The 25851-nt window shown below is 71.7% G+C and carries 19 protein-coding genes and 1 pseudogene; 10 read left to right on the top strand and 10 right to left on the bottom strand.

Going from position 1 to position 25851, the window contains the following annotated elements; all coding sequences use genetic code 11:
* Positions 1-510 (bottom strand): annotated as a pseudogene (locus A0J59_RS22190) (hypothetical protein); the annotation flags it as partial.
* Between the two features lie 394 nt (positions 511-904).
* Here A0J59_RS22190 and rpmH point away from each other — a divergent pair.
* From rpmH to A0J59_RS01470, 8 genes are all read left to right on the top strand, one after another.
* On the top strand, positions 905-1042 hold the full coding sequence (gene rpmH / locus A0J59_RS01505) for a 50S ribosomal protein L34 (RefSeq protein WP_034225701.1): 138 nt from the start codon (positions 905-907) through the stop codon (positions 1040-1042).
* Between the two features lie 6 nt (positions 1043-1048).
* On the top strand, positions 1049-1417 hold the full coding sequence (gene rnpA, locus A0J59_RS01500) for a ribonuclease P protein component (protein WP_064314996.1): 369 nt from the start codon (positions 1049-1051) through the stop codon (positions 1415-1417).
* On the top strand, positions 1414-1752 hold the full coding sequence (gene yidD / locus A0J59_RS22595; RefSeq protein ID WP_082379762.1) for a membrane protein insertion efficiency factor YidD: 339 nt from the start codon (positions 1414-1416) through the stop codon (positions 1750-1752). Before rnpA ends, yidD begins: the two co-directional genes overlap by 4 nt.
* Before the next feature lie 60 nt (positions 1753-1812).
* The gene (gene yidC / locus A0J59_RS01490; RefSeq protein ID WP_047230898.1) at positions 1813-2916 is read left to right on the top strand and encodes a membrane protein insertase YidC; all 1104 of its coding nucleotides are present in this window, start codon (positions 1813-1815) and stop codon (positions 2914-2916) included.
* A 40-nt stretch (positions 2917-2956) separates the two neighbouring features.
* Positions 2957-3484 (top strand): R3H domain-containing nucleic acid-binding protein, encoded by a 528-nt coding sequence (locus A0J59_RS01485; protein ID WP_047230899.1) that lies wholly within the window; start codon positions 2957-2959, stop codon positions 3482-3484.
* A gap of 291 nt (positions 3485-3775) precedes the next feature.
* Complete coding sequence (rsmG, locus tag A0J59_RS01480) at positions 3776-4468, top strand: 16S rRNA (guanine(527)-N(7))-methyltransferase RsmG (protein WP_255364867.1); 693 nt, start codon at positions 3776-3778, stop codon at positions 4466-4468.
* Between the two features lie 237 nt (positions 4469-4705).
* Positions 4706-5767 (top strand): ParA family protein, encoded by a 1062-nt coding sequence (locus tag A0J59_RS01475; protein ID WP_156532730.1) that lies wholly within the window; start codon positions 4706-4708, stop codon positions 5765-5767.
* Positions 5764-7164, top strand: a complete 1401-nt coding sequence (locus A0J59_RS01470) for a ParB/RepB/Spo0J family partition protein (protein ID WP_064314995.1) — start codon at positions 5764-5766, stop codon at positions 7162-7164. Before A0J59_RS01475 ends, A0J59_RS01470 begins: the two co-directional genes overlap by 4 nt.
* A 2703-nt stretch (positions 7165-9867) precedes the next feature.
* Here the strand turns inward: A0J59_RS01470 and A0J59_RS01465 are convergent.
* The 8 genes from A0J59_RS01465 to A0J59_RS01430 all read right to left on the bottom strand — a co-directional run bounded on the left by A0J59_RS01465 (position 9868) and on the right by A0J59_RS01430 (position 20968).
* Positions 9868-10788 (bottom strand): D-alanine--D-alanine ligase, encoded by a 921-nt coding sequence (locus tag A0J59_RS01465; RefSeq protein ID WP_047231208.1) that lies wholly within the window; start codon positions 10786-10788, stop codon positions 9868-9870.
* A gap of 204 nt (positions 10789-10992) precedes the next feature.
* Complete coding sequence (locus tag A0J59_RS01460) at positions 10993-12345, bottom strand: PLP-dependent aminotransferase family protein (protein WP_082918641.1); 1353 nt, start codon at positions 12343-12345, stop codon at positions 10993-10995.
* Between the two features lie 79 nt (positions 12346-12424).
* Positions 12425-12757, bottom strand: coding sequence for a thioredoxin (gene trxA, locus A0J59_RS01455; RefSeq protein WP_047230902.1), 333 nt, complete (start codon positions 12755-12757; stop codon positions 12425-12427).
* A gap of 46 nt (positions 12758-12803) precedes the next feature.
* Positions 12804-13832, bottom strand: a complete 1029-nt coding sequence (gene trxB / locus A0J59_RS01450; protein ID WP_064314993.1) for a thioredoxin-disulfide reductase — start codon at positions 13830-13832, stop codon at positions 12804-12806.
* Between the two features lie 195 nt (positions 13833-14027).
* Complete coding sequence (locus tag A0J59_RS01445) at positions 14028-15893, bottom strand: protein kinase family protein (protein ID WP_064314992.1); 1866 nt, start codon at positions 15891-15893, stop codon at positions 14028-14030.
* A 97-nt stretch (positions 15894-15990) separates the two neighbouring features.
* Positions 15991-17907 carry a murein biosynthesis integral membrane protein MurJ gene (gene murJ / locus A0J59_RS01440; protein ID WP_255364866.1) on the bottom strand — a complete coding sequence of 639 codons (1917 nt, stop codon included), beginning with the start codon at positions 17905-17907 and terminating at the stop codon, positions 15991-15993.
* Positions 17904-20252, bottom strand: a complete 2349-nt coding sequence (locus A0J59_RS01435) for a DUF6049 family protein (protein WP_047230905.1) — start codon at positions 20250-20252, stop codon at positions 17904-17906. The genes murJ and A0J59_RS01435 overlap by 4 nt, the downstream gene beginning before the upstream one ends.
* Entirely contained in the window at positions 20249-20968 is a 720-nt protein-coding gene (locus A0J59_RS01430) for an NUDIX hydrolase (protein WP_082140821.1), read from the bottom strand. Before A0J59_RS01430 ends, A0J59_RS01435 begins: the two co-directional genes overlap by 4 nt.
* 81 nt (positions 20969-21049) lie before the next feature.
* Between A0J59_RS01430 and A0J59_RS01425 the strand changes: the two genes are divergently transcribed.
* The gene (locus A0J59_RS01425) at positions 21050-22573 is read left to right on the top strand and encodes a CCA tRNA nucleotidyltransferase (RefSeq protein ID WP_082140822.1); all 1524 of its coding nucleotides are present in this window, start codon (positions 21050-21052) and stop codon (positions 22571-22573) included.
* A 111-nt stretch (positions 22574-22684) separates the two neighbouring features.
* On the opposite strand, the gene A0J59_RS01420 is transcribed toward A0J59_RS01425, so the two are convergent.
* A complete protein-coding gene (locus A0J59_RS01420; RefSeq protein WP_255364865.1) occupies positions 22685-24238 on the bottom strand; it encodes an MDR family MFS transporter in 1554 nt (517 codons plus the stop codon).
* 387 nt (positions 24239-24625) lie between these two features.
* On the opposite strand from A0J59_RS01420, the gene A0J59_RS01415 reads away from it, so the two are divergent.
* On the top strand, positions 24626-25843 hold the full coding sequence (locus A0J59_RS01415) for an epoxide hydrolase family protein (RefSeq protein WP_064314991.1): 1218 nt from the start codon (positions 24626-24628) through the stop codon (positions 25841-25843).
* Positions 25844-25851: the final 8 nt, after the last annotated feature.

The following is a 25851-nucleotide window of genomic DNA, read 5'->3' as shown; positions in this document are numbered from 1 at the left end:
AGGGGGAGGGAGGTCGGGAAGACCGTCGTCCGGTTCGATGTACGGGCGTTCCACGGCCGGGCGGGAGGCTGGGGCGACGACGGGGTCCGAGCTGAGCTCCGGGTCGACCGTGATGCCGAAGCGGACGTCGCGTCCGAGGCACGAGGACATCGCCGTCACCAGCTCGTCGCGCACCCGGGTCTCGAGGTAGGTGCGGGTCTGCTCGTGCGGCACCGCGATGAACACCGTGTCGTCGAGGATCGCGAGCGGCTTGGCCAGCCGGATGAAGGCGATCTGCCGCGGTGTGATGTCCGGGCTCGCCTCGAGGATGCTCAGGGTCTGCGCCCAGACGTCGGCGATGTTCTCGTCCGGGTTGGCCACGGGCAGTTCCTCACAGGTCGAGGGTGTGCGCCGGCACGCGGAGCCGACCGTCGAGCGCGCGCTGACGGGCCGGGCGGGGTGCGCCGACGAAAGAAGGTCACGGGTGTGGTGATGCTGGGGTCGATCGTGCCATGGGAACCCCTCGTCCACATAGTTGTCCACAGGCTGTGGGTTGTAGGGTGAGGATGCTCTCAGCCCCGAGGGGTGTCGTTGGGACCGCGTCGGCGCGGCACTCGCGGCGCGGCGCCTCTCACCTCTCCTGGTTTGACCCGGAGGGGTCGCGCAGCGTAACGTCAGACAGCCGTTCCAGGTGTTCTTGGCGCGCCCGCGTGGAGGAGACTCGACACGAGGCCTCGCGTCCTGAGCTGCCTGCAAAGATCCGGTGCCCCCAGCAATGGCCCACTCGATCCGCGTGCCTGGACGGCGACCGGGCGGGTGACCGCGCGGTGCACGACCTGAACCACCGACAGGCTCCAACCGGGACCTGTCACTGCATCGTCGAGGACATAGACGGTGTACCTCCCCGACGTTCTTGGAGTACCTCGTGAGCAAGCGGACCTTCCAGCCGAACAACCGGCGCCGGGCGAAGACCCACGGCTTCCGGCTGCGCATGCGGACCCGTGCCGGCCGCGCCATCCTGGCTGCCCGCCGTCGCAAGGGCCGCACCGAGCTCTCTGCCTGATCCCACGTGCTCCCCGCGGCGCACCGACTGCGCCGTTCCGTCGATTTCGAGCGGGCGGTGCGCCGTGGCGTGCGTGCGGGTAGGTCGACCGTGGTCGTGCACCTCTCCGAGGATCTCGAGGGTGATGCGCGACCACAGGTCGGCTTCGTCGTCTCCAAGGCGGTGGGGAACGCGGTGCACCGCAACCTCGTGAAGCGTCGGCTGCGCGCCGCCACTGCGGCGCGCCTCGACGTGCTGCCCGACCACGGGCGTGCTGTCGTCCGGGCGCTTCCCGCCTCCGCCGCGGCGACGTTCGGCGACTTGAGCGCCGACCTCGACCGCGGCCTCGATCGCGCCGTACGGCGCCTCCACGAGCGTGCGGGCGTGGATCGATGACGACCACCCACCCGGTCGACGCTCCCGGCGCGACGTCCCCTGAGGACGCCGCCGACCGCGGAGCTCCCGGCTTCGTGCGTCGCGTCGTCGCCGTGCTGCGTCGCGTCCCGGCGCTCACCCTCATCGGCATGATCCGGGCCTACCAGTCGGTGATCTCCCCGATGACCGGGCCCACGTGCAAGTACTACCCGTCCTGCTCCCAGTACGCCCTCACGGCGGTGCGTCGTCACGGCGCCCTGCGCGGAACGGGCCTCGCCCTCTGGCGGCTGCTGCGCTGCAACCCCTGGAGCCTCGGTGGGGTCGACGACGTTCCGCCGGCACGACACACGCACTAGTCCGCAGCCCGACATCGGGCGATTCACAAGCTTTGTCTGAAGTTGAGGGAGCAGTCACCGATGGACTTCTTCGCGTTCCTCGCCCCGATCGAGTGGGTCGTGGCGTGGATCATGTACCTGTGCCACCAGGGTCTGGTGTTCCTCGGGTTCTCCGACGGCCCCGGCCCGGCGTGGGTCCTGTCGATCGTCGGGCTCGTCATCATCATCCGCATCCTGCTGATCCCGCTGTTCTTCAAGCAGATCAAGGCATCGCGCGGCATGCAGATGCTGCAACCGGAGATGCAGGCGATCCAGAAGAAGTACAAGGGCAAGACGGACCCGGCGTCCCGCGAGGCCATGAGCCGCGAGACGATGGACCTGTACCGCAAGCACGGGACGAACCCCTTCGCGTCGTGCATGCCGATCCTGTTGCAGTCCCCGATCTTCTTCGCGCTCTTCCGCGTGCTCAACGGCCTCGTGCCCATCTCCAACGGCACGGACGACCCGATCGGTCCGATCAACTCGGCGGTCGCGAGCGACATCGAGAGCTCGTCGGTGTTCGGAGCGCAGCTGTCCGACGTGTTCCTGCGTACAGACGACCTGCAGACCAAGATCGTCATCGCCGTGCTCATCGTCGCGATGTGCGCCACCACCTTCTTCACGCAGCGCCAGCTCACGATGAAGAACATGCCGAAGGCCGCCCTCGAGGGCCCGATGGCGTCGACGCAGAAGATGATGCTCTACGTCTTCCCGTTCATCTTCGCCGTCTCGGGTGTCAACTTCCCGGTCGGTGTGCTCGTGTACTGGACGACGACGAACCTCTGGTCCATGGGTCAGCAGTTCTACACGATCCGTCGTATGCCGGCGCCGGGCTCCGAGGCGGAGCGACTCCTCAAGGAGCGCCAGGCGCGCAAGCGCGCGGCGAAGGGGGTCGTCGAGGACGCCACGCCGGTGATCGAGCAGCCGCGCGGGCAGCGTCAGCAGCCGAAGCGTAAGGACCGACAGAAGGCTGCGCCCCGTCCGGTCGGGACGACCACACCCAACGTCGACGACGTTCCGGTCGAGGACGCTCCCGTCGAGGACGCCCCCAAGGCGGCAGACGGATCTGGGACGAACGACGGCGCGAAGGGCTCTCCGGCCACCGGGGCGTCCAAGCCCGCGCCCAAGAAGAAGAAGCAGAAGTAGACCCGCGCGCGTGCGCGCCCCCGCCGTGAGGAGCACCGTCATGACGCCTACCGAGACCCCAGCACCTGAAGACGCCGCCACCGAGGAGTCGACGCGCGAGACCACCAGCCTGGAGGAGGAGGGTGAGATCGCAGCGGACTACCTCGAGGAGCTGCTCGACATCGCCGACCTCGACGGTGACATCGACATCGACGTCGAGCACGACCGCGCGGCCGTCGAGATCGTCGCCGACGATCCCGCCGCGCTGCGTTCCCTCGTCGGTGAGGACGGCGACGTTCTCGACGCGCTCCAGGAGCTGACCCGCCTCGCTGTCCAGGCGCGGACGGGGGAGCGGAGTCGACTGATGCTGGACGTGGCCGGTTTCCGCGCCGCTCGACGTCGTGAGCTCACCGCTCAGGCTGAGGAGGCGATCTCTCGTGTTCAGTCCGGTGGGGCGAAGGTCTCGCTGGAACCGCTGAACGCCTTCGAGCGCAAGGTGATCCACGACGCGGTGGCTGCCGCCGGCCTCCGGAGCGACTCCGAGGGTGTCGAGCCTCAGCGCTACGTGGTGATCTACCCCGCTGACTGACACTGCTTCACTGCTTGGTGTCGGATGCCGTTCGCCCCCCGTTTCACGTGAAACGGGGGGCGAACGGTTTCTTCGGCCGTCGCAGGAGCCGGTACCGGTCGCTGGCGGTCTTGCGTCCGGCCCGGCGTCACTCCTGTGCTCCTTCAACGGGTGGCCTTCGGCTCGCGCTCGAGCTGACGCGGGAGCGGGGGGAGCACTGATGTGGCTCGGGTGCCTGGGAGTCGCACGGGACGACGCGGATCACGTGGTGGTCGGGCACGCCGTCGGGCGTTTCACGTGAAACGATGTGGCGTGCCCATTGACGAGGAAGCAGAGGAGCCGATGCGCGACCTGGTAGACGGCAACGCGGAGCCGGAGATCTCCCGGGAGGCGCTGACCGAGTACTTCGGTGCGGCGTACCCGACCATCGAACGGTTTGCGGACCGCCTGCGCGAGGAAGGCGAGCTGCGGGGACTGATCGGTCCCCGCGAGGTTCCTCGCATCTGGGACCGGCACATCCTGAACTCTGCCGCGGTCGTCCCGTTCCTTCCGGAGACAGGGCTCATCGCAGACATCGGATCCGGCGCGGGGCTCCCCGGGGTCGTGATCGCAGCGATGCGGCCAGGGGCCTCCGTGTACCTGGTCGAGCCGATGGAGCGGCGCTGCGCGTGGTTGTCGGAGATCGCCACGGATCTGAACCTCACGAACATCGAGGTGAAGCGGGGCCGTGCGGAGGAGTACCACGGCGCGTTCGAGTGCGACGCGGTGACGTCTCGCGCCGTGGCCGCCCTGGACAAGCTGGTCCGGCTCTCGCTGCCGCTCGTTCGACCGGGCGGCGAGATGATCGTGCTGAAGGGGCGCAACGTGGCGCGCGAGGTGGAGCCCGCCCGCAAGGTGCTGCGACGGCTCAAGGGGGGCGAACCCGAGATCGTTGACGCGCCGACGATCCCCGGTGTGGAGACCACCACTGTGGTGCGCATCGTGCGGCAGACTGGGGCACGCTGAACCCAACCCTCGACGTCGGCACCGCTGTGTGACGACACGGGGGCGACGAGCGCTCGACATCCACCGATGGGTGGGCTGGACGGCGCATGCTGGGACGCGACGACGGAGAGGATGAGACGCGTGACGGAAAGCCCTGTCGACCCTGGAGGACCTCAGGATCGGTCGGCGACGTCGCTCTCCCGGGACGGGGGAGGGGCTCGGAACTCCGGGAGTGAGGACGACCGGAGAGCAGCCCTGATGGCGAGCCTGCCGGTCACGGACGAGTCGACACCGCTCGCCGCTCAGCTCGCCGAGGACGCCAGGCGCCGCATCGACCTCCAAGGCCGCCGCTTCCCACGTCCGGCGTCGACGCGCATCATCACGGTGGCGAACCAGAAGGGCGGCGTGGGGAAGACCACGACGACAGTGAATCTCGCTGCCGGTCTCGCCCTGGCAGGTCTCAACGTGCTCGTGATCGACAACGATCCTCAGGGCAACGCATCGACCGCGCTCGGCGTCGAGCACCGCGCCGGGACCCCGTCGGTCTACGAGGTCCTGGTCGACGGCGATCCGCTCGCCAGCGCGGTTCAGCAGTGCCCTGACATCCCGACACTGTGGTGTGTTCCGGCGACCATCGACCTCTCGGGCGCGGAGATCGAACTGGTCTCCCTCGTTTCACGTGAAACACGGCTCCGCCGCGCTCTGGACGAGTACCTGGCAGCGCGAGAGCGTGAGGGCCTGGAACTTATCGACTATGTCCTGGTCGACTGCCCGCCCAGCCTGGGCCTTCTCACCGTCAACGCGTTCGTCGTCGGTCGGGAGGTGCTCATCCCGATCCAGTGCGAGTACTACGCGCTCGAGGGACTGAGCCAGCTCCTGAAGACGATCGAGCTCATCAAGTCGCACCTCAACCCCGGCCTACACGTCTCGACGATCCTGCTGACGATGTACGACGGGCGAACCAATCTCGCGCAGCAGGTGGCGGCAGAGGTGCGCGAGCACTTCCCTGACCAGACCTTGCGGACGACCGTGCCGCGCTCGGTGCGCATCTCAGAGGCCCCGAGCCACGGGCAGACGGTGATGACCTACGATCCGGGCTCGACGGGTGCGCTCGCGTATCTCGAGGCAGCACGTGAGCTGACGCACCGCGGAGCGAACAGGCCTGCCGATCGCGAGCTGGGTGCGCCCGCAGGGCAGGATGCGGCTCTCGAGCACGGCGACGATCCCGAGACTGCCCCTGTGCCCGAGGCGGTCCGAACCGAACATGAGTTTGCCGGCACCATCGGTGGTCCCGGCCTGCGGCAGGAGGAACTGCGATGAGCGAGAAGCGTCGAGGGCTCGGCCGGGGGCTCGGGGCTCTCATTCCGACCAGCTCAGAGGGGAAGCGACCGGTAGACGTCTTCTTTCCGAGCCCGACGACTGAGGAGCCCGCGACCGACGCGCTGAACGAGGGCGCTTCCGCAGGTGACGGGGGCGGGAAGGGGTCGGCCGAGAGCGGGACGCAGGGCACTCCTGTCGTCACCCTTGTCGCGGAGGCCGGCTCAGGTCCTGCGGACCTGGACTCTCTGACATCGCTCTCGGCTCATGACCTCGCCGAGCTGGAAGCCGTGAGCGCGGGAGACGATGGTGCGCTCGGCCGGAGTGACGACGAGCCGGCGCGGCCCAGGGAGCACGACAGCGCGGAGGGGACCGAGCAGAGCACCGAGGGTGCGCCTTCGATCCGTGACGATGCCGCGAGCGTCGTTTCACGTGAAACGACGAGCGCCACGACGGATGGCGTGGACACGCCGGGCGAGGGGATCGCGAAGTCGCCTCGGGCGGATCCCCGCGGCGAGCCCACCCCCAGCACCGAGGAGTGGATGGGGAGCGCGGCTGAGGACCTCGTACCGGTCCCCGGCGCACGATTCGCCGAGGTGCCGACCGCGTCCATCCGTCCGAATCCACGCCAGCCACGCACGGTCTTCGACGAGGGGGATCTCGACGAGCTCGTCGGTTCGATCCGTGAGATCGGCGTTCTTCAACCCATCGTCGTTCGACCCGTCCCCGGGGAGGACGGTTCCTTCGAGCTGATCATGGGGGAGCGGAGGTGGCGCGCGACGCAGGCCGCCGGACTCGACGTGATTCCCGCGATCATCCGCGAGACAGATGACGCTGACCTGCTGCGCGACGCACTGCTCGAGAACCTGCACCGGAGCGCCCTCAATCCCTTGGAGGAGGCGGCAGCGTACCGCCAGCTCCTCGACGACTTCGGATGCACGCACGAGGAGCTCGCTGAACGCATCTCTCGGAGTCGACCGCAGATCTCCAACACTTTGAGGCTTCTGCGACTCCCACCCCTGGTCCAGCGGCGGGTCGCGGCGGGCGTTCTCTCCGCTGGTCATGCGCGCGCGCTCCTGGGTCTCACCGACGGTGCGGAGATCGAGCGCCTCGCCCAGAGGATCGTGGCTGAGGGGCTCTCGGTCCGTGCAACCGAGGAGATCGTCGCGATGGGCGGTCTGGACGGCGAAAGGCGTGCGCCGCGCGCGCCGCGCGCGGGTCAGCGCTCCGCTGCGATCGACGAGCTCGCTCATCGCCTCTCCGACCGCTTCGAGACGCGCGTGAAGGTCGACCTCGGCAAGAAAAAGGGGCGCTTGACCGTCGAGTTCGCCTCGGTCGAGGACCTGAACAGGATCCTCGACGTGATGGCGCCCGACGACCCGGGCCTTCTCCGCAAGTAGCGATCCCAGTCGGGCGCTCTTAGCGCAGCGCACGGCCGAAGCCGATACCGGGACTGTCGTGAGGTGCTCGCCCGCACCCGCGGCAGTCCCGGTCGCATGTTCGCCGCTCTCGCCGGGGGAGGGTGTGCACTTCTTCCTTCGAGCGCGAGCGGTGCGGCCGACGAAGTCTTCCACGTGAAGCGGCGACTGGGGGCGGCCGCCGCGTCCCGCTCGCGTGTGCTCGAAACCGACATTGCCTGGGCCGGCCCGACGCCCCGGGCACGTACCGACGCCGTTCGTGCCGGTGGGTCATCGCTTTCAGCCAGCCCTGCGCTCCACGCGACCTACCGCTCGGTCTGCGGGCACATGATGGCGAGGCCGCCCCCCGCAACGTTTCACGTGAAACGCGCTCCTACCGCTGGACGGGGCCTGTGCGCCGGCGAGGACTCCAGGGGCAACGCACTCGCGGAGTCGTCGTCACCCACGGAGTGAGGAGGGAGGCCGCAGAAGCTCGAAACGGCGCGTGGGCCTCACGGCATGATTCGAGCCGGAGTACGTCGCGCGACCCGCACCGTAGTTGATTCCGCGCTGGGTACTTCGCGGAGGGCCGCGCATCCGGTGACGGTCTCGCGGCGCATGACGATCTCGATACCGCATGACGATCTCGATACCGCATGACGATCTCGATACCGCATGACGATCTCGACATCACGTGACGATCTGGACAACACGTGACGGTCTCGCGTCGCTGAGTCAGGCTGTATCCGTGATGGCGCGCCGTTCGCCAGATGTCAGGACAGTGTGAACTCCGGGCGGCGGAGAGCACGGTGTCGGAGACCACAAACCCGTCCGCTGTTTCACGTGGAACTACGTGGCGGAGAGCCGCGCGCGGAGGGGCCGTTTCACGTGAAACAGTCCGGCGGTGCCCGCTGACCGATGACGAGGCGTCCCGCGGCACGGGGCCTTCCGACGCACTCGGGTTCCCTGGCTCTCTGCGGGGGGAGGGGTACACGCAAGCGCTGGCGCCCGGTCTCTACGGGGCGGGGACTTCGGCGCGCGGGCCCCGCTCGGTCCGTGCTCATCGCTAACGGCATCAGCGCTCAGGGCCGCGACCGACGGCAGCCGCCACACGGCCCCCAAGCTCTGGTCCACGTCCGTACAAGTGCCCGAGAGAGCGCCAGAGCACGCACTAGTGCCGGAGCTTAAGCCGGGGTCTGCCATCGGGCCGGTGTCTGAACCTGAGCCTGCGCCCCCAAACTGGGCCGCGTCTGGACTAGTGCTGCGCCTGAAAACTGAGCCGCGTCTGAACTAGTGCCTCGACCGAACTACCGCCCGAGAGCGAAACCAGGCCTGAAGTCACGTCACCCTCCCCTATCTAAGCCCCAGTCCGAGGGAGGCCGCGTCCGGGCCTGAGCCGGGTGTCCGAGCCCAAGCCGGACCTCGTGTCCTAACGAGCGCCTGAGTTCGAGCCCATGCCCGATCCGATCGAACCAACCCGGTCCCGTGCGGCGCACTGTCGCGCCGTGCGCCGTCCCGCTTCGACCACAGGGAGCTCATCGAACCGTGGAAGCGCGTGACGGGTGAGCAACCTCTGCGGTGACGTTCGTGTGGAATCTGGCAGACGAGTTGGCCCCGGACGAGCGATCCGCAGCACGACGCGGCGCGGCGGACGGATGAGTGGTGTTCATCCGGGACGGTGGGGGCGCCTGATGAGGAAGTCCTCTCGGCGAATCGGCTCGCGCCACGGCACGGGACGCTCGCGCCACAGCACGGGACAGAGTGGCATCGGGCCGCCGGGTGGCGTCGGCACCGGAAGAACGGGTCATGTCCCTGGAACCCTGGGGCTTCGGGCCGAGGCGGTGGTGCGTCGTCATGTGGTCGGCATGTTCACCGAGGTTCCGCGGATGAGATGCGGCGCAGCGTCCGGATCGTCTGCTCGAGCCACGCTGACCCTCGAACGTCCGCGGTCGATCGCGCGACCGATGACCGCACCCCAGGGCTTCTGGACCGACGCGATGCGTGTCCCTTCTTCCTCTCCACGGACCGAGGTCGCCTGGTGTGCAGTACGGGATCAGGGGAGAGGGCGTCGGCAAGGATCGATGAGGCCTGAGGTCAGGAGCGTGCGCCCGACCGTGAGGGCGATGGACCCGCGGCCCGGTTGACCGGACGGTGAGCTGTCGTGACCACGACGTGTGTGGGCGTCGGCGGGGACGATCCTGTCGGCCGGGTCGAGCACCGTCGGCCCGAGGAGCGTGACGTGGGGCGGGATCGACCATGCGTCGTGGAAGGCGTGTCTCCGGATGTCCGCGGCGAGGACCAGCCGGGAGCCAAGTCCTTCACGACGCTCCGGAGACGGCGTAGCCCCGCAGAGACCCGAACGACCGAAGTAGACGACCGACGAGCACCACCAGGCAAGAAAGGCCGATCGATCAATGCCAGTGATCAAGAGCCGTGACCGAGACCAGGCGATGACGGCGAGAAAGCCAGCACCGAGCAGGCAGCACCAGGCGGGCAGTACGAGGCGGGCAGCACCAGCCGAGCACGACGAGCGAGCAAGACCCAGCGAGGCGTACCAGGCAAGCGGGACCACGACACGGCAGTACGAAACGACGGAGATCAGGAACCGCGGCGAGGGAGCGAGGACCGCCGACCCGTCGAGCCTTCGTCAACTCGACGTTTCACGTGAAACGGCGACCGGCAGCATGGAACTCCCACCGTAGCCGCTCAATGTCGCACGTGGGCGTTGACGAGTGATCGGTAGAGGTGACCGAGGTCGAGCCCAGCGGCACGTGCCGCCTGCGGGAGGAGCGACGTCTCGGTCATGCCGGGTGCGACGTTGACCTCGAGGAACTGCACGACGCCGTCCTGGTCGAGGATCACGTCGGTACGTGACAGGTCGCGCAGGCCGAGCGCGACGTGAGCGCGGACGGCGACCTCGCGGACGATGCCGAGCACGTCGCCGTCCAGGCGGGCGGGAGCGAAGTACTCGGTTCGTCCGGGGTTGTATCGCGCGTCGAAGTCGTACGGACCGGCGGTGACGATCTCGACAGGCGGCAGCGCCTCAGGACCGTGGCCGAGGTCGACGACGCTGACCGCGAGCTCCACGCCGCGCACGGCGCGCTCGATCAGGGCGACGTCGCCGTACGCGAAGCAGTCGACCATGGCTCGGGGGAGCTGGTCGGCACGCTCGACGAGGGTCACGCCAAGTGCCGATCCGCCATGGGTCGGCTTGACGACGAGGGGGAGACCGAGGCGCGCGACGACGGCGTCCAGGACGGGCTGGGCGCCGAGCTCCCGGAACAGGCTCTGCGGCAGGGTCACGTACTCGGGTGAGCACAGGCCGGCTCCGAGCACCACGCTCTTCGCGACGGGCTTGCTCCAGGCTGCACGACTCTCCCGCGGCCCGGTGCCCACGTAGGGAACCCCGACCAGCTCGAGCACGTCGCGGATCGAGCCGTCCTCGCCGCTCGCGCCGTGCAGGAGCGGCCACACGACGTCGGGGCGCGTCGCGGCGAGGAACGGGAGGAGGTCGGCGTCGACGTCGTGGATCGTCACCTCGAGACCGGCGGCACGCAGGCTCTCGGCGACGCGGCGCCCGGACCGCAAGGAGACCTCGCGCTCGTGGGAGAGGCCGCCGGCGAGGATCGTGACGTGCCCGCCCGGGGGGACGGCGTCGTCGGGCCGGAGAAGGTGAAGGTGCTGGTCAGGGCGCTGCGCGTCGGTCTGGGCTGCGGTGGCAGCCTCACCCGTGGCCGCCGGGGTACCCGTGGTCGTGTCCACTGTTGACGGACTCCTGTTCGGTGCCGGCGTCGCCCGGTGAGGGCCGGCTCGGCGTCGTGGTGAGGTGCTTCAGGCCAGGTTGGGCGAGGGGTTCTCGACGTCCGTGAGGTCCGGGTCGAGCTCGGCGTTGGTCCCGAAGATCTCGACGAGCTCCTGCTCGGCGTTGACGACCCCGGCGAGGCGTCGGACTCCCTCTCGGATCCGCTCGGGGGTCGGGAAGCAGTAGGACAGGCGAACGTGGCTCGAGCCGGTGCCGTCGGCGTAGAAGGCGGTACCCGGCACGTAGGCCACGCGTGCCGTGACGGCGCGCGGAAGCATCGACCGTGCGTCGAGGCCCTCCGGGAGCTGGACCCACGTGTAGAAGCCGCCGTCGGGCACGGTCCAGCTGGCCGAGGGGAGGTGCTCGGAGAGCGCGCCGATCATGGCGTCCCGGCGCTCCCGGTAGAGCTCGCGGAACTGCTTGATCTGACCCTTCCAGTCGCACGTGTCGAGGTACGCGGCGATGGCGAGCTGCGAGGCGTTCGAGGGGCAGAGGATCGCCGACTCGCTCGCGAGGACGAGCTTCTCGCGGACGGCGTGAGGCGCCACGACCCAGCCCACGCGGTATCCCGGCGCGAAGGTCTTGGAGAACGACCCGAGGTACAGGACGCCGTCCTCGTCGAGCGAGCGCAGCGCAGGGAGTGTCTGTCCGTCGAAGCCGAGGAGGCCGTAGGGGTTGTCCTCGATGACGAGAACGCCGTAGCGCTGCGCGATCTCCAGGATGCGCGGTCGGCGCTCCGCGGTGAGGGTGACCCCGGCGGGGTTGTGGAAGTTCGGCACGGTGTAGAGCAGCTTGACGCGGCGACCGTCCGCGGCGAGGCGGGCAAGCGTCTCCTCGAGCGCCTCAGGGACGAGGCCGTGCTCGTCGAGGGGCACGTGCACGACGTCCGCCTGATACGAGCGAAACACGCCGAGCGCCCCGACGTAGCTCGGCGCCTCGGCCACGACGACGTCGCCGGGGTCGACGAAGATTCTCGTCACGAGGTCGAGCGCCTGCTGCGACCCCGTCGTGACGACGACGTCGTCGGGGTGGCACTCGATCCCCTCGAGCCGGACGACGTCGAGGATCCGCTCGCGCAGCGTCTCGTCACCCTGCCCGGAGCCGTACTGGAGGACCGTGGCACCACGCGTCGCGACGAGGCGCTGCATCGTGTCGGCGATCTGGTCGAGGGGGAGTCCTTCGAGGTACGGCATGCCGCCGGCGAGCGAGACGACCTCGGGTCGGTTCGCCACGGCGAACAGCGCTCGGATCTCCGACGCTCGCATCCCGTGCGCTCGCTCTGCGTAGGCACCGAACCACGGGTCGAGGCGGGTGCCGCTGGGAGCGGGCTGCTGCGGGGGAGTCGTCGGTCCAGTCACGACCCCCAGTGTCGCACGGGGCATCGGGGGATCCCGTGAAGACGCCGGAGGGCGGACCGCGGTGCTCGCGGTCCGCCCTCCGGCGGCGTGGTGGTGGCGCGGGTCAGACGCTCGTGGCGAGCACGGCGTCGATCTCCTCGGTGAGCGCCCGCTTGGGGCGCGCCCCGATGATCGACTTCTGGAGCTCGCCGCCCACGTAGACGTTCAGCGTGGGGATGGAGACGATGCCGTAGGCGCCGGTCGTCTCGGGGTTCGCGTCCGTGTCGAGCTTGGCGATCTTGATCTTGCCGTCGTACTCCTCGGCGAGCTCTTCGAGGATCGGCGCGACCTGGCGGCACGGGCCGCACCACGTCGCCCAGAAGTCGACGAGGACGGGGACCTCGGACTCGAGGACCTCGGCACGGAAGGTGTCGTCGGTGACCGGAACGGTCGGCATGGTTGACCTCCTGCAGTAGGACTCGGTGGGAGTGAGGGACGCTGGTTCAGGCCTGGAGCTCGGCGAGCGCCTCGGGCAGCTCGTCCGGGTTCGGCGTGCTCGGCGTACCGGCGAGGTCCGCCAGGCCGGCGGCGTCGGCGAGCTCGGTGAGGTAGCGCTGCGCGTCGAGCGCGGCGGCGCACCCCGAGCCGGCCGCGGTGATGGCCTGGCGGTAGGTGTGGTCGACGGCGTCGCCGCACGCGAACACGCCCTCGAGGTTGGTCGCGGTGGTGCGCCCGACGACCTGGATGTAGCCCTCGTCGTCCAGGTCGATCTGACCCTTGACGAGCTCGGTGCGGGGCTCGTGACCGATCGCGACGAACAGGCCGGTCGCGGGCAGCTCGCGCTCCTCGCCCGTCACGGTGTCGCGCAGCGTGAGCGCCTCGACCTTGTTCTCGCCGCCGATGCCGGCGACCTCGCTGTTCCAGGCGAAGTCGATCTTGGGGTCGTTGAGCGCGCGGTCGGCCATGATCTTCGACGCGCGCAGCTCGTCGCGGCGGTGGACGAGGGTGACCTTCTCGGCGAACCGGGTGAGGAACGTCGCCTCCTCCATCGCGGAGTCGCCGCCGCCGACGACGGCGATGTGCTGGTCACGGAAGAAGAACCCGTCGCACGTCGCGCACCAGGACACCCCGCGCCCGGACAGGCGCTTCTCGTCGTCCAGGCCGAGCTCGCGGTAGGCGGACCCGGTCGCGAGGATGACCGCGCGGGCGCGGTAGGTCTCGCCGTTGCCCGTCACGACGGTCTTGACCGGCCCCTCGAGGTCGAGCAGCGTGGCGTCGTCCCACTCGATGCGCGCGCCGAACCGCTCGGCCTGCTTGCGCATGTTCTCCATGAGGTCCGGGCCCATGATCCCGTCGGGGAAGCCGGGGAAGTTCTCGACGTCCGTCGTGTTCATGAGCGCACCGCCGGCGGTCACGGAGCCCGCGAGCACGAGCGGGGCCAGCCCCGCGCGCGCCGCGTAGATCGCCGCGGTGTACCCCGCGGGACCGGACCCGACGACGATCAGGTTCTGGACGGCAGACTGCTCGGTCACGTGCTCTCCTCGATGCTCGGTGCGTGGCGGCCGACCACGCGAGAGTGTGAACGCCGCCGAGGCGGCTTCTGTTCCACGGTACGGGTGTTCACCACGCTACGGGGCCCCGGCGCACGGCGCGCGTGCCGTCCACGCACCCGCGGGTCGGCGACGGTCAGGCCGGACCCGGTCGGGCGTCGCCTGGCCCGGGGAGCGTCAGGAGACGAGGATCTCGTTGATCTCCGCGCGGAACTCGCCGGCCGGGTTCTGCGGCAGCTCGGTGAACCACAGCACGATCGACTCCGCCTCGACCGGCTGGTCGAAGGTGAACTCCGCGCCGGGAGCGAGCGGCCCGGAGGCGAGGACGGTGCCCTCGGTGGGCGCGTCCGGGCTGGTCGCGCGGATCTCGACGTTGCCACCGGTGACGGCCGTGTCGAGCACGACCGTCGAGACCGGCGCCTTCTGCTCGAGCGTGACCGCGAACCCGATCCCGGAGCGCAGGCCGGCGAAGTCCGCGGCGTTGTAACGTCGCGAGATCCAGGTCGTGTCGGGCTGCTGGTCGTAGGCGAGCGGCGCGAGCTCGGGGTGCTCGCCGTCGTTGTTGCCCGAGGCGTCGCCCTCGGGGTCCAGGGCCTGGCCCGACGCGATCACGGGCCGGACCTCCGTCGGCGGAGCGGCCTGCTCGCCGTCCGCGGTGCCCTCTCCGCCCTCGGACGGAGCCTCCGACCCCTCGCCCGTCGGTTCCTCGCTCGTCTGGAGCGCGGGTCCGAACCCGTCGAACGCGGTGTTCACCGCCCACACGACGCCCCACACGACGAGGCCCAGGACGAGGACGAGGACGATCGGGGTGGCGTTGAACCGGCGCGGTCCGCGCCGGCGTGGCGCGGGCTCGCTCCAGGCCTGCGGCGCCTCGGTGGTCGGGGGCACGGGCGGCGGTGCGGCCGCGTACTGGACGGGCGCGGTCCCGGTGTCGTAGCCCACGGGGGGCGGGGGCACCGCGTAGGCCGCGGTCGCCGGGTCCGGCGCAGGCGGCGGGACCGCTGCCGTGGCGCCCGTGGCGACCCCGGCGGCGTACGCGACGCCCGGACCGGCGGAGCCCGGCACGTCCCCCACGCGGTGGATGCGTCCCGTCGTCGGGCGTCGGACCGGTGGTGCGGGCGGCGGCGTCCCCGGAGGCGCGCTCGTCGCACCGTCGAACGCCGTGCGGACGGACTGGCGGCTCACGCCAGCTGTCGCGGGCTGCACGAACGACGGCAGTGCCGCGACGACCGAGACCTCGCCCCAGGGCTCGACCGCGCCGACGACGTCGGCGGGGGAGCGGGGCGCGTCGCCCGCGGGCGGAGCCGTCCACTCCTCGACCGTGCCGTGGGTGCCCGCGAAAGCCTCGGCGCAGAGCGTGTCCAGCTCCGCGGGGACGTCCGGGCGGACGGCGGAGAGCGGGAGGACCCCGTCGCCCGCGCGCTGCGCGGGAAGGGGGTGGATGGCGTCGGGGGCGATCCACGGGACGTCCAGGGACGGCCCGGCCCAGCGCGCCGTCATCGCGTAGTAGAGGAGCGCGACGAGCCCGACGGCGTCCGTGCGCGACGTCAGGTCGGCGTCGTGCTGGTCGTGGCCCGCGACGCCGGCGTCGAGCCCGAGGCCCGTGACGAGGACCCGGCTGCCGTCGACGCGGAGCGCGTCGGGCCGGAGCGCGAGGTGGTGGACCCCCCGCCGCCGGGCGACCTCGAGCGCGGCCGCGGCCTCGCCGACGATCGCGCGTGCCTGCTGCGGGTCGACGATGCCGCCCGCGACGACCTCGCTCAGCGTGATGCCCGTGTACCGCTCGGTCACGACGTACGCGACGCCGTCCTCCGTCCCGACGTCGAGGACGCGCGTCAGGCGTGGGTCGACGACGAGCGCGGCGCGCCGCGCGGAGTCGAGGGCGTCGGCGACGTGCGGACCGGAGACCAGCGAGATCCGGACGGGACGGTCGAGGATCTGGTCGTGCGCCGACCATGCGGTGACGTCCGACAGGTCGGACGTGAGCTGCTCGTCGAGCCGGTAGCGCGCGACGAGCAGTGTTCCTGGGGCCACGCCGTTCACCGGACCTCCTCCGTGGGACTCGTGGTCGACACACCATGGTACGCGGGCCCTGATTGCCCGCGTATCACCCGATTGCGGCCCGGCGGCCGCGCGCCGCTCACCGTCGCACGAGCCGTCGGACGCGTCCCACGACCGGACCGGCGAGCTGGTCGAGCTCGCGCACGCGCATGAGCTTGAGCCCGCCCGCGTAGACGGCCGTCATCACGGCCCCGGCGACGGACACCACGACGACGGCCTGCCACCACGAGAGCCCGTAGATGCCGTCCGGGCCGTCGCCGGTGAGGACGACGAAACCCCGCAGCACGCCCCAGCCCGCGACGCCGCTGACGAGCGCGGCGATCCCGGCCTTGACGTGCAGGCGCAGGATCCGGGCGCCGTCGAGCCCGCGGAGCGTGCGTCGTAGCCCGACGGTCCGCAGCGCGACGGCCACGAGGTTGGACACGCTCATCGCGAGGCCGATGCCCACGACCCAGAGCTGGGGTGCCAGCACCTGCGTCGCGAGCCAGGACATGCCGACGAGCACGAGCGTGCCCGGCACCTGGATCCAGAAGACGGTCCGGCCGTCCTCGAACGCGTAGTAGACCCACTTCATGAGCACCATGCCGCCCAGGGGGACGAGCCCGAGCGCCATGGCGCGCAGCACCTCGGAGACGGCCTCGCCGGACGCGGCGTCGACGGAGGGGACGAGCAGCTTGGTGATCGGCAGGGCGAGGACGACCAGCACGACGGTCGCGAAGACGGTGAAGACCCCGACGGTGCGCACGCCGCGCGAGAGGTCGTGCCGGACGCGCGCAAGGTCGCCCGCGTGCGCCGCGGCGCTCATGCCCGTGAAGAGCGCCGTCGCGATCGACACCGTCACGAGCGAGTGGGGCAGCAGGTAGATCATGAGCGCCTGCGTGTAGGCGGCGTTGCCCGCCACGGCGAGGGCTCCCGAGAACGCGTCGGGCGCGCCCGTGATCAGCCCGGTGACCGCACCGAGCGTCCCGGGGTCGTCGCGGTAGGGCCCGAACGTCTGCGCGAGCGCCGCGCGGGGCGCCTCGCTCGCGAAGCGTGTGGTGAACAGGACCCCGACCTGCTCGAGGAGGACGGCCGCGAACGTCCACAGCGCCACCTGGCCCGCGGACCGCAGGCCGATGCCGTGCAGGCCGAACCGGAGGTGCCAGCGGAAGCCGGCCCGCCACAGCGGGACGACGAGGATGAGCGCCTGCGTGGCGACCCCGAGCGTCGCGGTGCCGGCCAGCAGCGCGATCTTGGGCCCGTCCCACTGCGTGAGGTCGTCGACGTTCCCCGTGGCCGCGGGGCCGTAGATCGCGATGAACGCCGCGAACCCGACGATCGACACGACGTTGTTGAGCACCGGTGCCCACATGAAGGGTCCGAACTGGCCCCGCGCGTTGAGCACCTGCCCGAGGAGCGTGTACAGCCCGTAGAAGAAGAGCTGTGGCGTGCACCAGAAGGCGAAGGCGACGGCGAGCGACGTCTGCGGTGCCGTCCACCCCGGCCCGGTGTAGAGCGCGACGAGGATGCTCGACCCCGCCGTGAGCAGCGCCGAGAGCGCGACCAGCACGACGCCGGAGAGCGTGAGCAGCTTGTCGAGCCGCTCCTGGGTGTTGCGCGCACGATAGGCGCGGACGATCTGCGGCACGAGGACGGCGTTGAGGACGCCGCCCGCGAGGATCGCGAAGAGGACGTTGGGGATCTTGTTCGCGACGTCGAACGCGTCCGCGACCAGGCCCGTGGTCCCGATCGCGGCCACGAGGAGGACGTTGCGGACGAGCCCGAGGCCGCGCGAGACGAACGTGCCCGACGCCATGAGCGCGGACGAGCGGCCGAGGCCGCCCGCGCGGCGGGCGGGCGCCTCCGTGGCCCCGGCCTCGGCGGTCTCGTCCGGGGTGCCCGACGCCGCCGGGTCGCCCGGGAGCGCCCCGGACGGGACGACGTCGCGCGTCGTGCCGGGACGCGTGCCGTGCCCGGCGCCCGGGGGCCGGACGTGCCGCGGCTGGTCGGGGCTCACTCGACGCGCTCCTCGTCCCGCCGGGCGGGCTGCGCCGACGGCGTCTGGTCCTGCGCGGGCGGCGCCGGCTGGTCCACCGTGGCGCCCGCCAGACGGCGGGGCGAGCGGCCGCGGCGCACCGTGCGCCAGATCCCCGCCACCAGCGCGAGGACCAGGAGCACCGCCACGACCACGGTGCCCACCGACTCCCAGTCGGCGCGCACGCGCACGACGAACTCCTGCGGCTCCGCGACGCGGACCTGGGGCTGCGCCGCGCTGACGAGCTCCACCTCCACCGTGACGTTCCCGCTCCCGAACCCCTCGACGGGCACGCCGACGCTCGTCTCGGCCGCGACCAGGTCGCCGTCGGCGTCCCGGGTGGCGGCCGGGATCGTCACGGTCCGGCGCTCCGGTGCGCGCAGCCGCGGGTCGTCCGGCCGGAGCACGACCTCGACCGTCGCCTCCTGCTCGAGGGTGCTGCGCACCCGGACGGGGAGGTCCTCCTGCTCGGCCACGAAGAGGAACGGAGCGCGCGTCTCCACGGAGAGGGTGCCCCGGACGGCGGCGGACCGTTGCTCGGCGTGCTGGACGGCGAGCACGCGCGAGGGCTGCGCGGCGCGGAACGCGACGGCGGTCGGGGTGACGAAACCGGGCTCGAGCGGGCGCGTGATCGTCGCGGGATCGGTGGCGACGGTCGCGAAGGCGGCGAGGTCCGCGCGCGACCGGTCGAGAGCACGGAGCTGGGCGACGGTGATCTCGCCCTCGCCCACGACGTCGTCCGGCAGCGTCGTCCGCTCGACGGCGGGCGGCGCGGACGCCAGGAGGTCGTCCACCGGGGCCAGGTCGACCCAGGGAGCCGCGCGGAGAGCGTCGAGCCGTGCCGTGAAGAGCGTCGGCTCCGCCTCCCAGCTCCGGGGCAGGGCGATGACGACGTGGCGCTGCTCCGCAGGGCGTTCGCGGGCGATCACGGCCGTCTCGGCGAGGATCCGCTGTGTCGCCGTGACACCCGAGCCGTCGCCGGCCGACAGGAGGGCGGTCAGCACCGCGTCCGCGACGAGCGCCTTCACGGGCCCGGCGGTCGTCGCGATCTCGGCGACGCCGGACGGCGTGTAGGTCAGCGACTCGTCCGGGACGAGCCCGCCGGGACCGACGACGGTCGCGGTCGCGCCCGACGCCGCGGCGAGCGTCGTCGTGGCCAGGTCGGGGACGGCGTCGCCCGGCCAGGCGAGGTCGGTCCGCCACGACGCCGTCGGGTCGGCAGCGGCGTCGGGCGTCTCGTCCGTGGCAGCCGCGTCGTCCTCCGTCGCGTCGCCGTCCGTCGCCTCGCCGTCCGTCGCCTCGCCGAGGGTCTCGTCGTCGGTCGTCGGGTCCTCGGTCGTCGGTTCGGTCGCGGCCGGTAGCGGGGTGCCCTCCGGCAGTGCGAGACCGGCGTGCGCGAATGCCGCGACGTCCGGGTCGTAGGCGCGCAGCGCGAACGCCGACCGGCCGGCGGCGGCGGCGCTCACGGCGTCGGCCCAGGCGTTCACGGCCGGGTCGCCGGCTCCCGTCGCCGCGGCGAGCAGGGCCGGGTCGGCGACCCACGCGACCTCCGGCGCGCTACCGGTCGCCGCCAGCAGGCGCCCGAGGCGACCGTCCGTCGCCACCGCGGCCGAGAGCGCGTCGTCGTACGCCTGGGGGTCGGGGTCCACCGGCGGGCCGGTCAGGGCGGCGACCACGCTCAGGCGCAGCGGGGTCACCTCGCCCGACGGCTCCCAGAGGACGAAGGTGCGTTGGACGGCCTGGCGTGCGCCGCCGTCGGACACCGTGAGGGAGATGCCGCGCGGGCCCCAGTCGCTGCCCGCGTGCAGGTCGAGCTCCGCGACGGGGACGGTGAGCGTCGTCTCCGCCGTCGCACCCGGAGCGAGGGCCCCGAGGTCCTCGCCGGTGACGCGGACCCCGACGCGACCGTCGAGCCCGATCGTCGTCCAGCTCTCGAGCGCCGACCGGGTGCTCAGCACCCGCCGGTCGATGCCGAGCGCCACCACGGGCGACCCGAGCGTCTCCGCGGTCCCGTTGGTCACGCGCGCGGTCACGGTGAGCGTGTCGCCCGGGCCGAGGACGGTCGGCTGGAGCGACGAGACCTCGAGCGTCACCGCGTCCTCGGTCTCGGCCGCAGTGCTCGTCGAGGTGCTCGTCGAGGCGCTCGTCGAGGTGCGCGTCGTCGTGCTCGCCGTCACGCCGAACGCCGCGCCGGCACCGCCGAGGACGACGCCGACGGTCAGGACCAGCAGGGCGACCAGGGTGACGAGGAGGTGAGCGGACCTGCCGAGGAGCGGAGCCGACGCGGCGCCGCCGGGGCGCGCGCCGCTGCTGGGGGAGGGCGTCATGAGTGGTCGGTCGAGCTCCGTGGGGCGGGCGGTGCCGGGCCGCCACGGCCGTCGTGCGGACGGCCGGGCGAGCGGACGATCGTCCGGGTCACCCTACTCTCGACCACCCCGTGGAACCGCGCCGGCCTGCCCTCGAGGACGCTCTGCGCGACGGCGGCGATCCGGCGCTCGTTGGGGTAGGCGAGCCGGTCGGGCAGGTCCGCCACGGGGATCCACGCGACGTCCTCGGCCTCCCCGTCCGGGTCGCCCTCGACCGTGAGGTAGCCGCCCGTCGCGCGCAGCAGGAAGTGGTGGACGACCTTGTGCACGCGGCGGTCGTCGCCGGTGAACCAGTAGTCGATGACACCCAGCGGCTCCTGCACCGCCCCCTGGATGCCCGTCTCCTCCGCGATCTCGCGGACCGCGGCCTGCTCCGGCGTCTCGTCGCCCTCGAGATGGCCCTTGGGCAGGCACCACTCGAGGCGTCCTCCCCGGTTGCGCCGGGCGATGATCGCCGCACAGAGGTCGCCGCCCGCGACCGTGACGACGAGCCCGCCGGCCGAGACCTCGTCGACCACGGGCAGCGGCGGCGGCGCGGGGGCCGTGCGCGAGCGCGGGTCGATGCGCAGGGCGTGCCCGCCGGGCGGCGCGGGGACCGGGAGGGGCTGCCCGCGACCGCTGTCACGCCCGCCCGCCGGATCCCTCCGGGGCTCGTCGGCGTGCGCAGGGGTGGACATGTCCCAACTTTACCGAGTGGACGTCGGCTCCCCGGGACCGGCTCCCCGGTGCGGGCGTCGCATCTGGCAGGCTTGGGTGTCGTGCCCCAGCCTTCGTCGCCCCAGCCGGCGCCCCAGCCGACATCGCAGCCGACGCCGCAGTCGCTCGAGCTCCAGCGCCGCGCCCTCGCCGTGCTCACCGAGATGGCACCCGCGGCGATCGAGCTCGGCGAGGCGTTCCGTGCCGCCGGTCACGAGCTCGCGCTCGTGGGCGGGCCCGTCCGCGACGCGTTCCTCGGGCGGGCGAGCAACGACCTCGACTTCGCCACGTCCGCGTCGCCCGACGAGACCGAGGCGCTCCTCGCGCGCTGGGGCGACGCGCACTGGGACATCGGCAAGGAGTTCGGGACGATCGGCGCGAAGCGCTTCGGCCGTGGAGGGCCCGGGGACGACCTCGTCGTCGAGGTGACGACGTACCGCACCGACGAGTACGACCCGACGTCGCGCAAGCCCGTCGTCGCGTTCGGCGACACGCTCGAGGGCGACCTGTCGCGCCGGGACTTCACCGTGAACGCGATGGCGGTGCGCGTCCCGGAGATGACGTTCGTCGACCCGTTCGACGGCCTCGACGACCTCGCACGCCGCGTGCTGCGCACGCCGATCGCCCCCGAGCGGTCGTTCGACGACGACCCGCTGCGCATGATGCGCGCCGCGCGGTTCGCGGCCCAGCTGGGGTTCGACGTCGACGGCGGGACGCTCGCCGCGCTCGTCCTCATGACCGAGCGCATCGAGATCGTGTCCGCCGAGCGCGTGCGGGACGAGCTGTCGAAGCTGCTGTGCGCGGCGTCCCCGCGTCGCGGGCTCGAGGTGCTCGTGGACACGGGCCTCGCGGACCACGTGCTGCCCGAGCTCCCCGCGCTCAAGCTCGAGATCGACGAGCACCACCGGCACAAGGACGTGTACGAGCACTCGCTCACGGTCCTCGACCAGGCGATCGCGCAGGAGACCGGGCCCGACGGCGCGGTCCCGGCACCCGACCTCGTGCTCCGGCTGGCCGCGCTGCTGCACGACGTCGGCAAGCCGCCGACGCGGCGCTTCGAGTCGGGGGGCGGCGTGAGCTTCCACCACCACGAGGTCGTGGGCGCCAAGATGGTCGCCAAGCGCCTCAAGGCGCTGCGGTACGACAAGCAGGTCGTCAAGGACGTCGCGCGGCTCGTCGAGCTGCACCTGCGGTTCCACGGCTACGGCGACGGCGCCTGGACCGACTCCGCGGTGCGCCGGTACGTGACCGACGCCGGTCCGTTGCTGGAGCGGCTGCACCGCCTCACGCGCGCCGACTGCACGACGCGGAACCGGCGCAAGGCGCAGCGGCTGCGCGAGTCGTACGACGACCTCGAGCGCCGCATCGCGGACCTCCAGGAGAAGGAGGAGCTCGACGCCGTCCGCCCGGACCTCGACGGCCAGCAGATCATGGCGATCCTCGGGATCCGGCCGGGACCGGTGGTGGGGAAGGCGTACAAGCACCTGCTCGAGCTGCGCCTGGACCGCGGCCCCGTCGACGAGGAGACGGCGCGCGCGGACCTCCTGGCCTGGTGGGCCAACCAGCCGGAGTCGTCGACGTCCTGAGATTGGTCTGCGCTGGGCCGAACACGACATGGGTGCCGTTATCGGGCTGATAACGGCACCCATGTCGTGTTCGAGGGCGGATGACGTCGTGGTCGACGCCGCGGTGACGGGTCAGACGTCGTCCGTGGCCAGTGCGGCCTCGACCTTGACGTCCTCGGTGCGCGCGTCCTCGACCGGCGCGTCCTGCGTGCGGTCCTGCGCGGGGCCGTGGCCCGGGCCGTGGACCTGCGGCGCGGGGCGGCGCAGGAGGAACGAGAGGCCCACGGCCACGAGCATGACTGCCGTGCCCCAGACGAACGCGTCACCGACGCCCTCGGCCAGCGCGGCCTGCGGCGACGCGCCCGCCTCGCCGTAGGCGATGGAGCGGGTCGTCATGACGGCGACGAACATGGCGGTGCCGGCGGCGCCCGCGAGCTGCTGCACGGTGCCGATCGAGGCCGACCCGTGCGAGTACTGGTGCGGCTCGAGCGCCGAGAGCGCGGACGTGAACAGCGGCGTGAACATGAACGCGAGGCCCAGGCTCAGCGTGACGTGCAGCGCGAGGACGAACCACGGCGACGAGTCCGCGTGGATCGTCGTGAACGCCGCGAGGGCGACGGCGACGACGCTCACGCCGGGGATGACGAGCGGGCGCGGACCCACCCGGTCGTAGAGCCGGCCGACGGTCGGGCCGAGCAGACCCATGAGGAGCCCGCCGGGGAGCACGATGAGACCGGTCGCGAGCGGCTCGAGGCCCATCGCGTCCTGGAGGAACAGCGGCAGGAGGATGAGGGAGCCGAACATGGCGACCATGCCGACCGCCATGATGCCGAGCGGCACGCTGAACCCGCGGTGCGTGAACACGCGGAGGTCGAGCAGCGCGCGGTCCTCGCGCTGGAGGACGAGCTGGCGCCACACGAACGCGCCGAGCGCGAGGGCACCGAACGCGATGGGCACGGCCGGCGGCACGACGGGCGTGTGGCGCGCCGCCTCGCCGATGCTCGAGAGCCCGTAGACGAGCCCGCCGAAAGCGAACGCCGCGAGGACGAGCGAGAACGGGTCGAGCCGCGAGTGCGTACGGTCGGCCACGTCCCGGATGTACAGGAAGCCGAGGACGAGTGCGACGAGCGCGATGGGGAGCACGATCCCGAACACCCACCGCCAGCTCAGCGAGTTGAGGATGAGGCCGGAGAGCGACGGGCCGAGCGCGGGCGCCGCGGCCATGACGATCGAGATGTTCCCCATGACCTTGCCGCGGATCGTCGGCGGGACGAGGGTCATGATCGTCGTCATGAGCAGCGGCATCATGATCGCCGTGCCCGAGGCCTGCACGACGCGGCCGGTGAGCAGCCACGCGAAGCCGGGCGAGACCGCCGCGAGCAGGGTGCCGGCGCTGAACAGCGACATCGCGAGCAGGTAGGCCCCTCGCGTGCCGAGGCGCTGGAGCAGGAACCCGGTCGCCGGGATGACGACCGCCATCGTCAGCATGAACGCGGTCGTCAGCCACTGCCCGGTGCTCGCCGTGATGCCGAGGTCCTCCATGAGCGGTGCCAGCGCGACGCTCATGGTCGTCTCGTTGAGGATCACGACGAACGCGGAGCCGAGCAGCAGCGCGATGACGAGGAAGTCCGCCCGGGGGAGCCGGTCGACGGGTGCCGAGGTGTCGTGGGTGGGGGAGGCTGTCACGGGGGTCTCCGCTCGCGTCGGTGGCGGCCCGGGCACATGGTCGAACCCGGTCGGGGCAGGGCGGGCTGCGTGGGGGCAGCACGGGAGTCGCGTGCGGTGCACGCGACGACGGTGTCGGTTCTCGGTCGGCGGGCCACGGGGAGGGGAGGGCCCGGGCCGATCGGCGCGGCCCAGCCACGTCGATCCGTACCCTGTACGACCATCCACCATCCTGCGTTATTCCCGCCCGACGTGACGACCTCTTTTCGCTCGCGGACTCATCGGTGCTGCCGACAGCAGAACGCCACGGTCGCGGGGCGGGGAGGAGCGACGAGAAGAGGACGGCAGCTGACCGCTACCCCGCCTAGCGTCGAGGACGGACCCACCACCCAGACACCGGAGGCCCTGATGGAGTTCCGACCGTTCACGATCGACGTCCCCCAGGCCGAGCTCGACGACCTGCGCGAGCGCCTCTCCCGCACCCGTTGGCCCGCCGAGCTCCAGGAACGCGGCTGGGAGCGCGGCACCGAGGTGGCGACGATGCGCCGCCTCGTCGCGCACTGGCTCGACGGCTACGACTGGCGCGCGCAGGAGGCGCGACTCAACCGTCTCCACCACGTCGTGGCCACGGTCGACGGCCGCGACCTCCACGCGATCCACGAGCGTGCGGTGCGCCCGGACGCCCAAGCGATCCTGCTGCTGCACGGCTGGGCGGACTCGTTCTACCGGTTCGCGCACGTCGTCGACCGCCTCACGGGCCGCGATCCCGCGGTCGGCCCCGACGAGCCGGTGTTCGACGTCGTCGTCCCGTCGCTGCCGGGCTTCGACTTCTCGGAGCAGCCCGATGCCGGGACGGTGAGCGGTGCCCAGAGCGCCGAGGTCGTCGCGAGCCTCATGGAGGGCCTCGGCTACGACCGCTACCTCGTGCACGGTGGCGACTGGGGCGGTGTCGTCGCGCAGGATGTGGCGCGCGCCCACCCCGACCGCGTCGTCGGCCTCCACCTCACCGACGTCCCGTTCCCCAACCTGTTCCTCGTCGACCGCGGTACGGCGAGCGAGGGGGAGCGCGCCATGTTCGCCGCCGTCGACGCGTGGGGCGAGACGCACGGCGGGTACGTCGGGATCCAGTCGTCGCGCCCGCTCACGCTGTCCTACGGCCTGAGCGACTCGCCCGTGGGCCTCGCGGCGTGGCTCGTCGACCACTTCGGCTACCTCTCCGACACCCTGCCGTCGGACGACGACCTGCTCACCAACGTGATGCTCTACTGGCTCGGCAACTCGATCCGCTCGTCGATGCGCCTCTACAACGAGGGGCTCGACGGCGACTGGGGCGTTGAGGCAGGGGGTGACTCCGGGGACGACGCCGCACGGTCGGGCGGGGAGGGCGCGGACGGAGCATGGTCGGGCGGGGAGGGTGCCGACGCCGGCTGGTCAGTCCGCATCGACGTGCCGACGGCGCTCGCCGTCTTCCCGCGCGACATCTCGCAGCCGCCGCGCGAGTACGCGGAGCGGTTCTTCGACGTCCGGCGGTTCACCACGATGCCGCGCGGCGGGCACTTCGCCGCGCTCGAGGAACCGCAGCTCATCGTGGACGATCTCCGGACCTTCGCCACCGAGCTCGGCTGAGCCCGTCG

The organism is Cellulosimicrobium sp. I38E (assembly GCF_001647255.1).
In the GTDB taxonomy this organism is placed as follows: Bacteria; Actinomycetota; Actinomycetes; order Actinomycetales; family Cellulomonadaceae; genus Cellulosimicrobium; species Cellulosimicrobium cellulans_E.
This window is presented reverse-complemented; position numbering and strand designations above follow the sequence as displayed.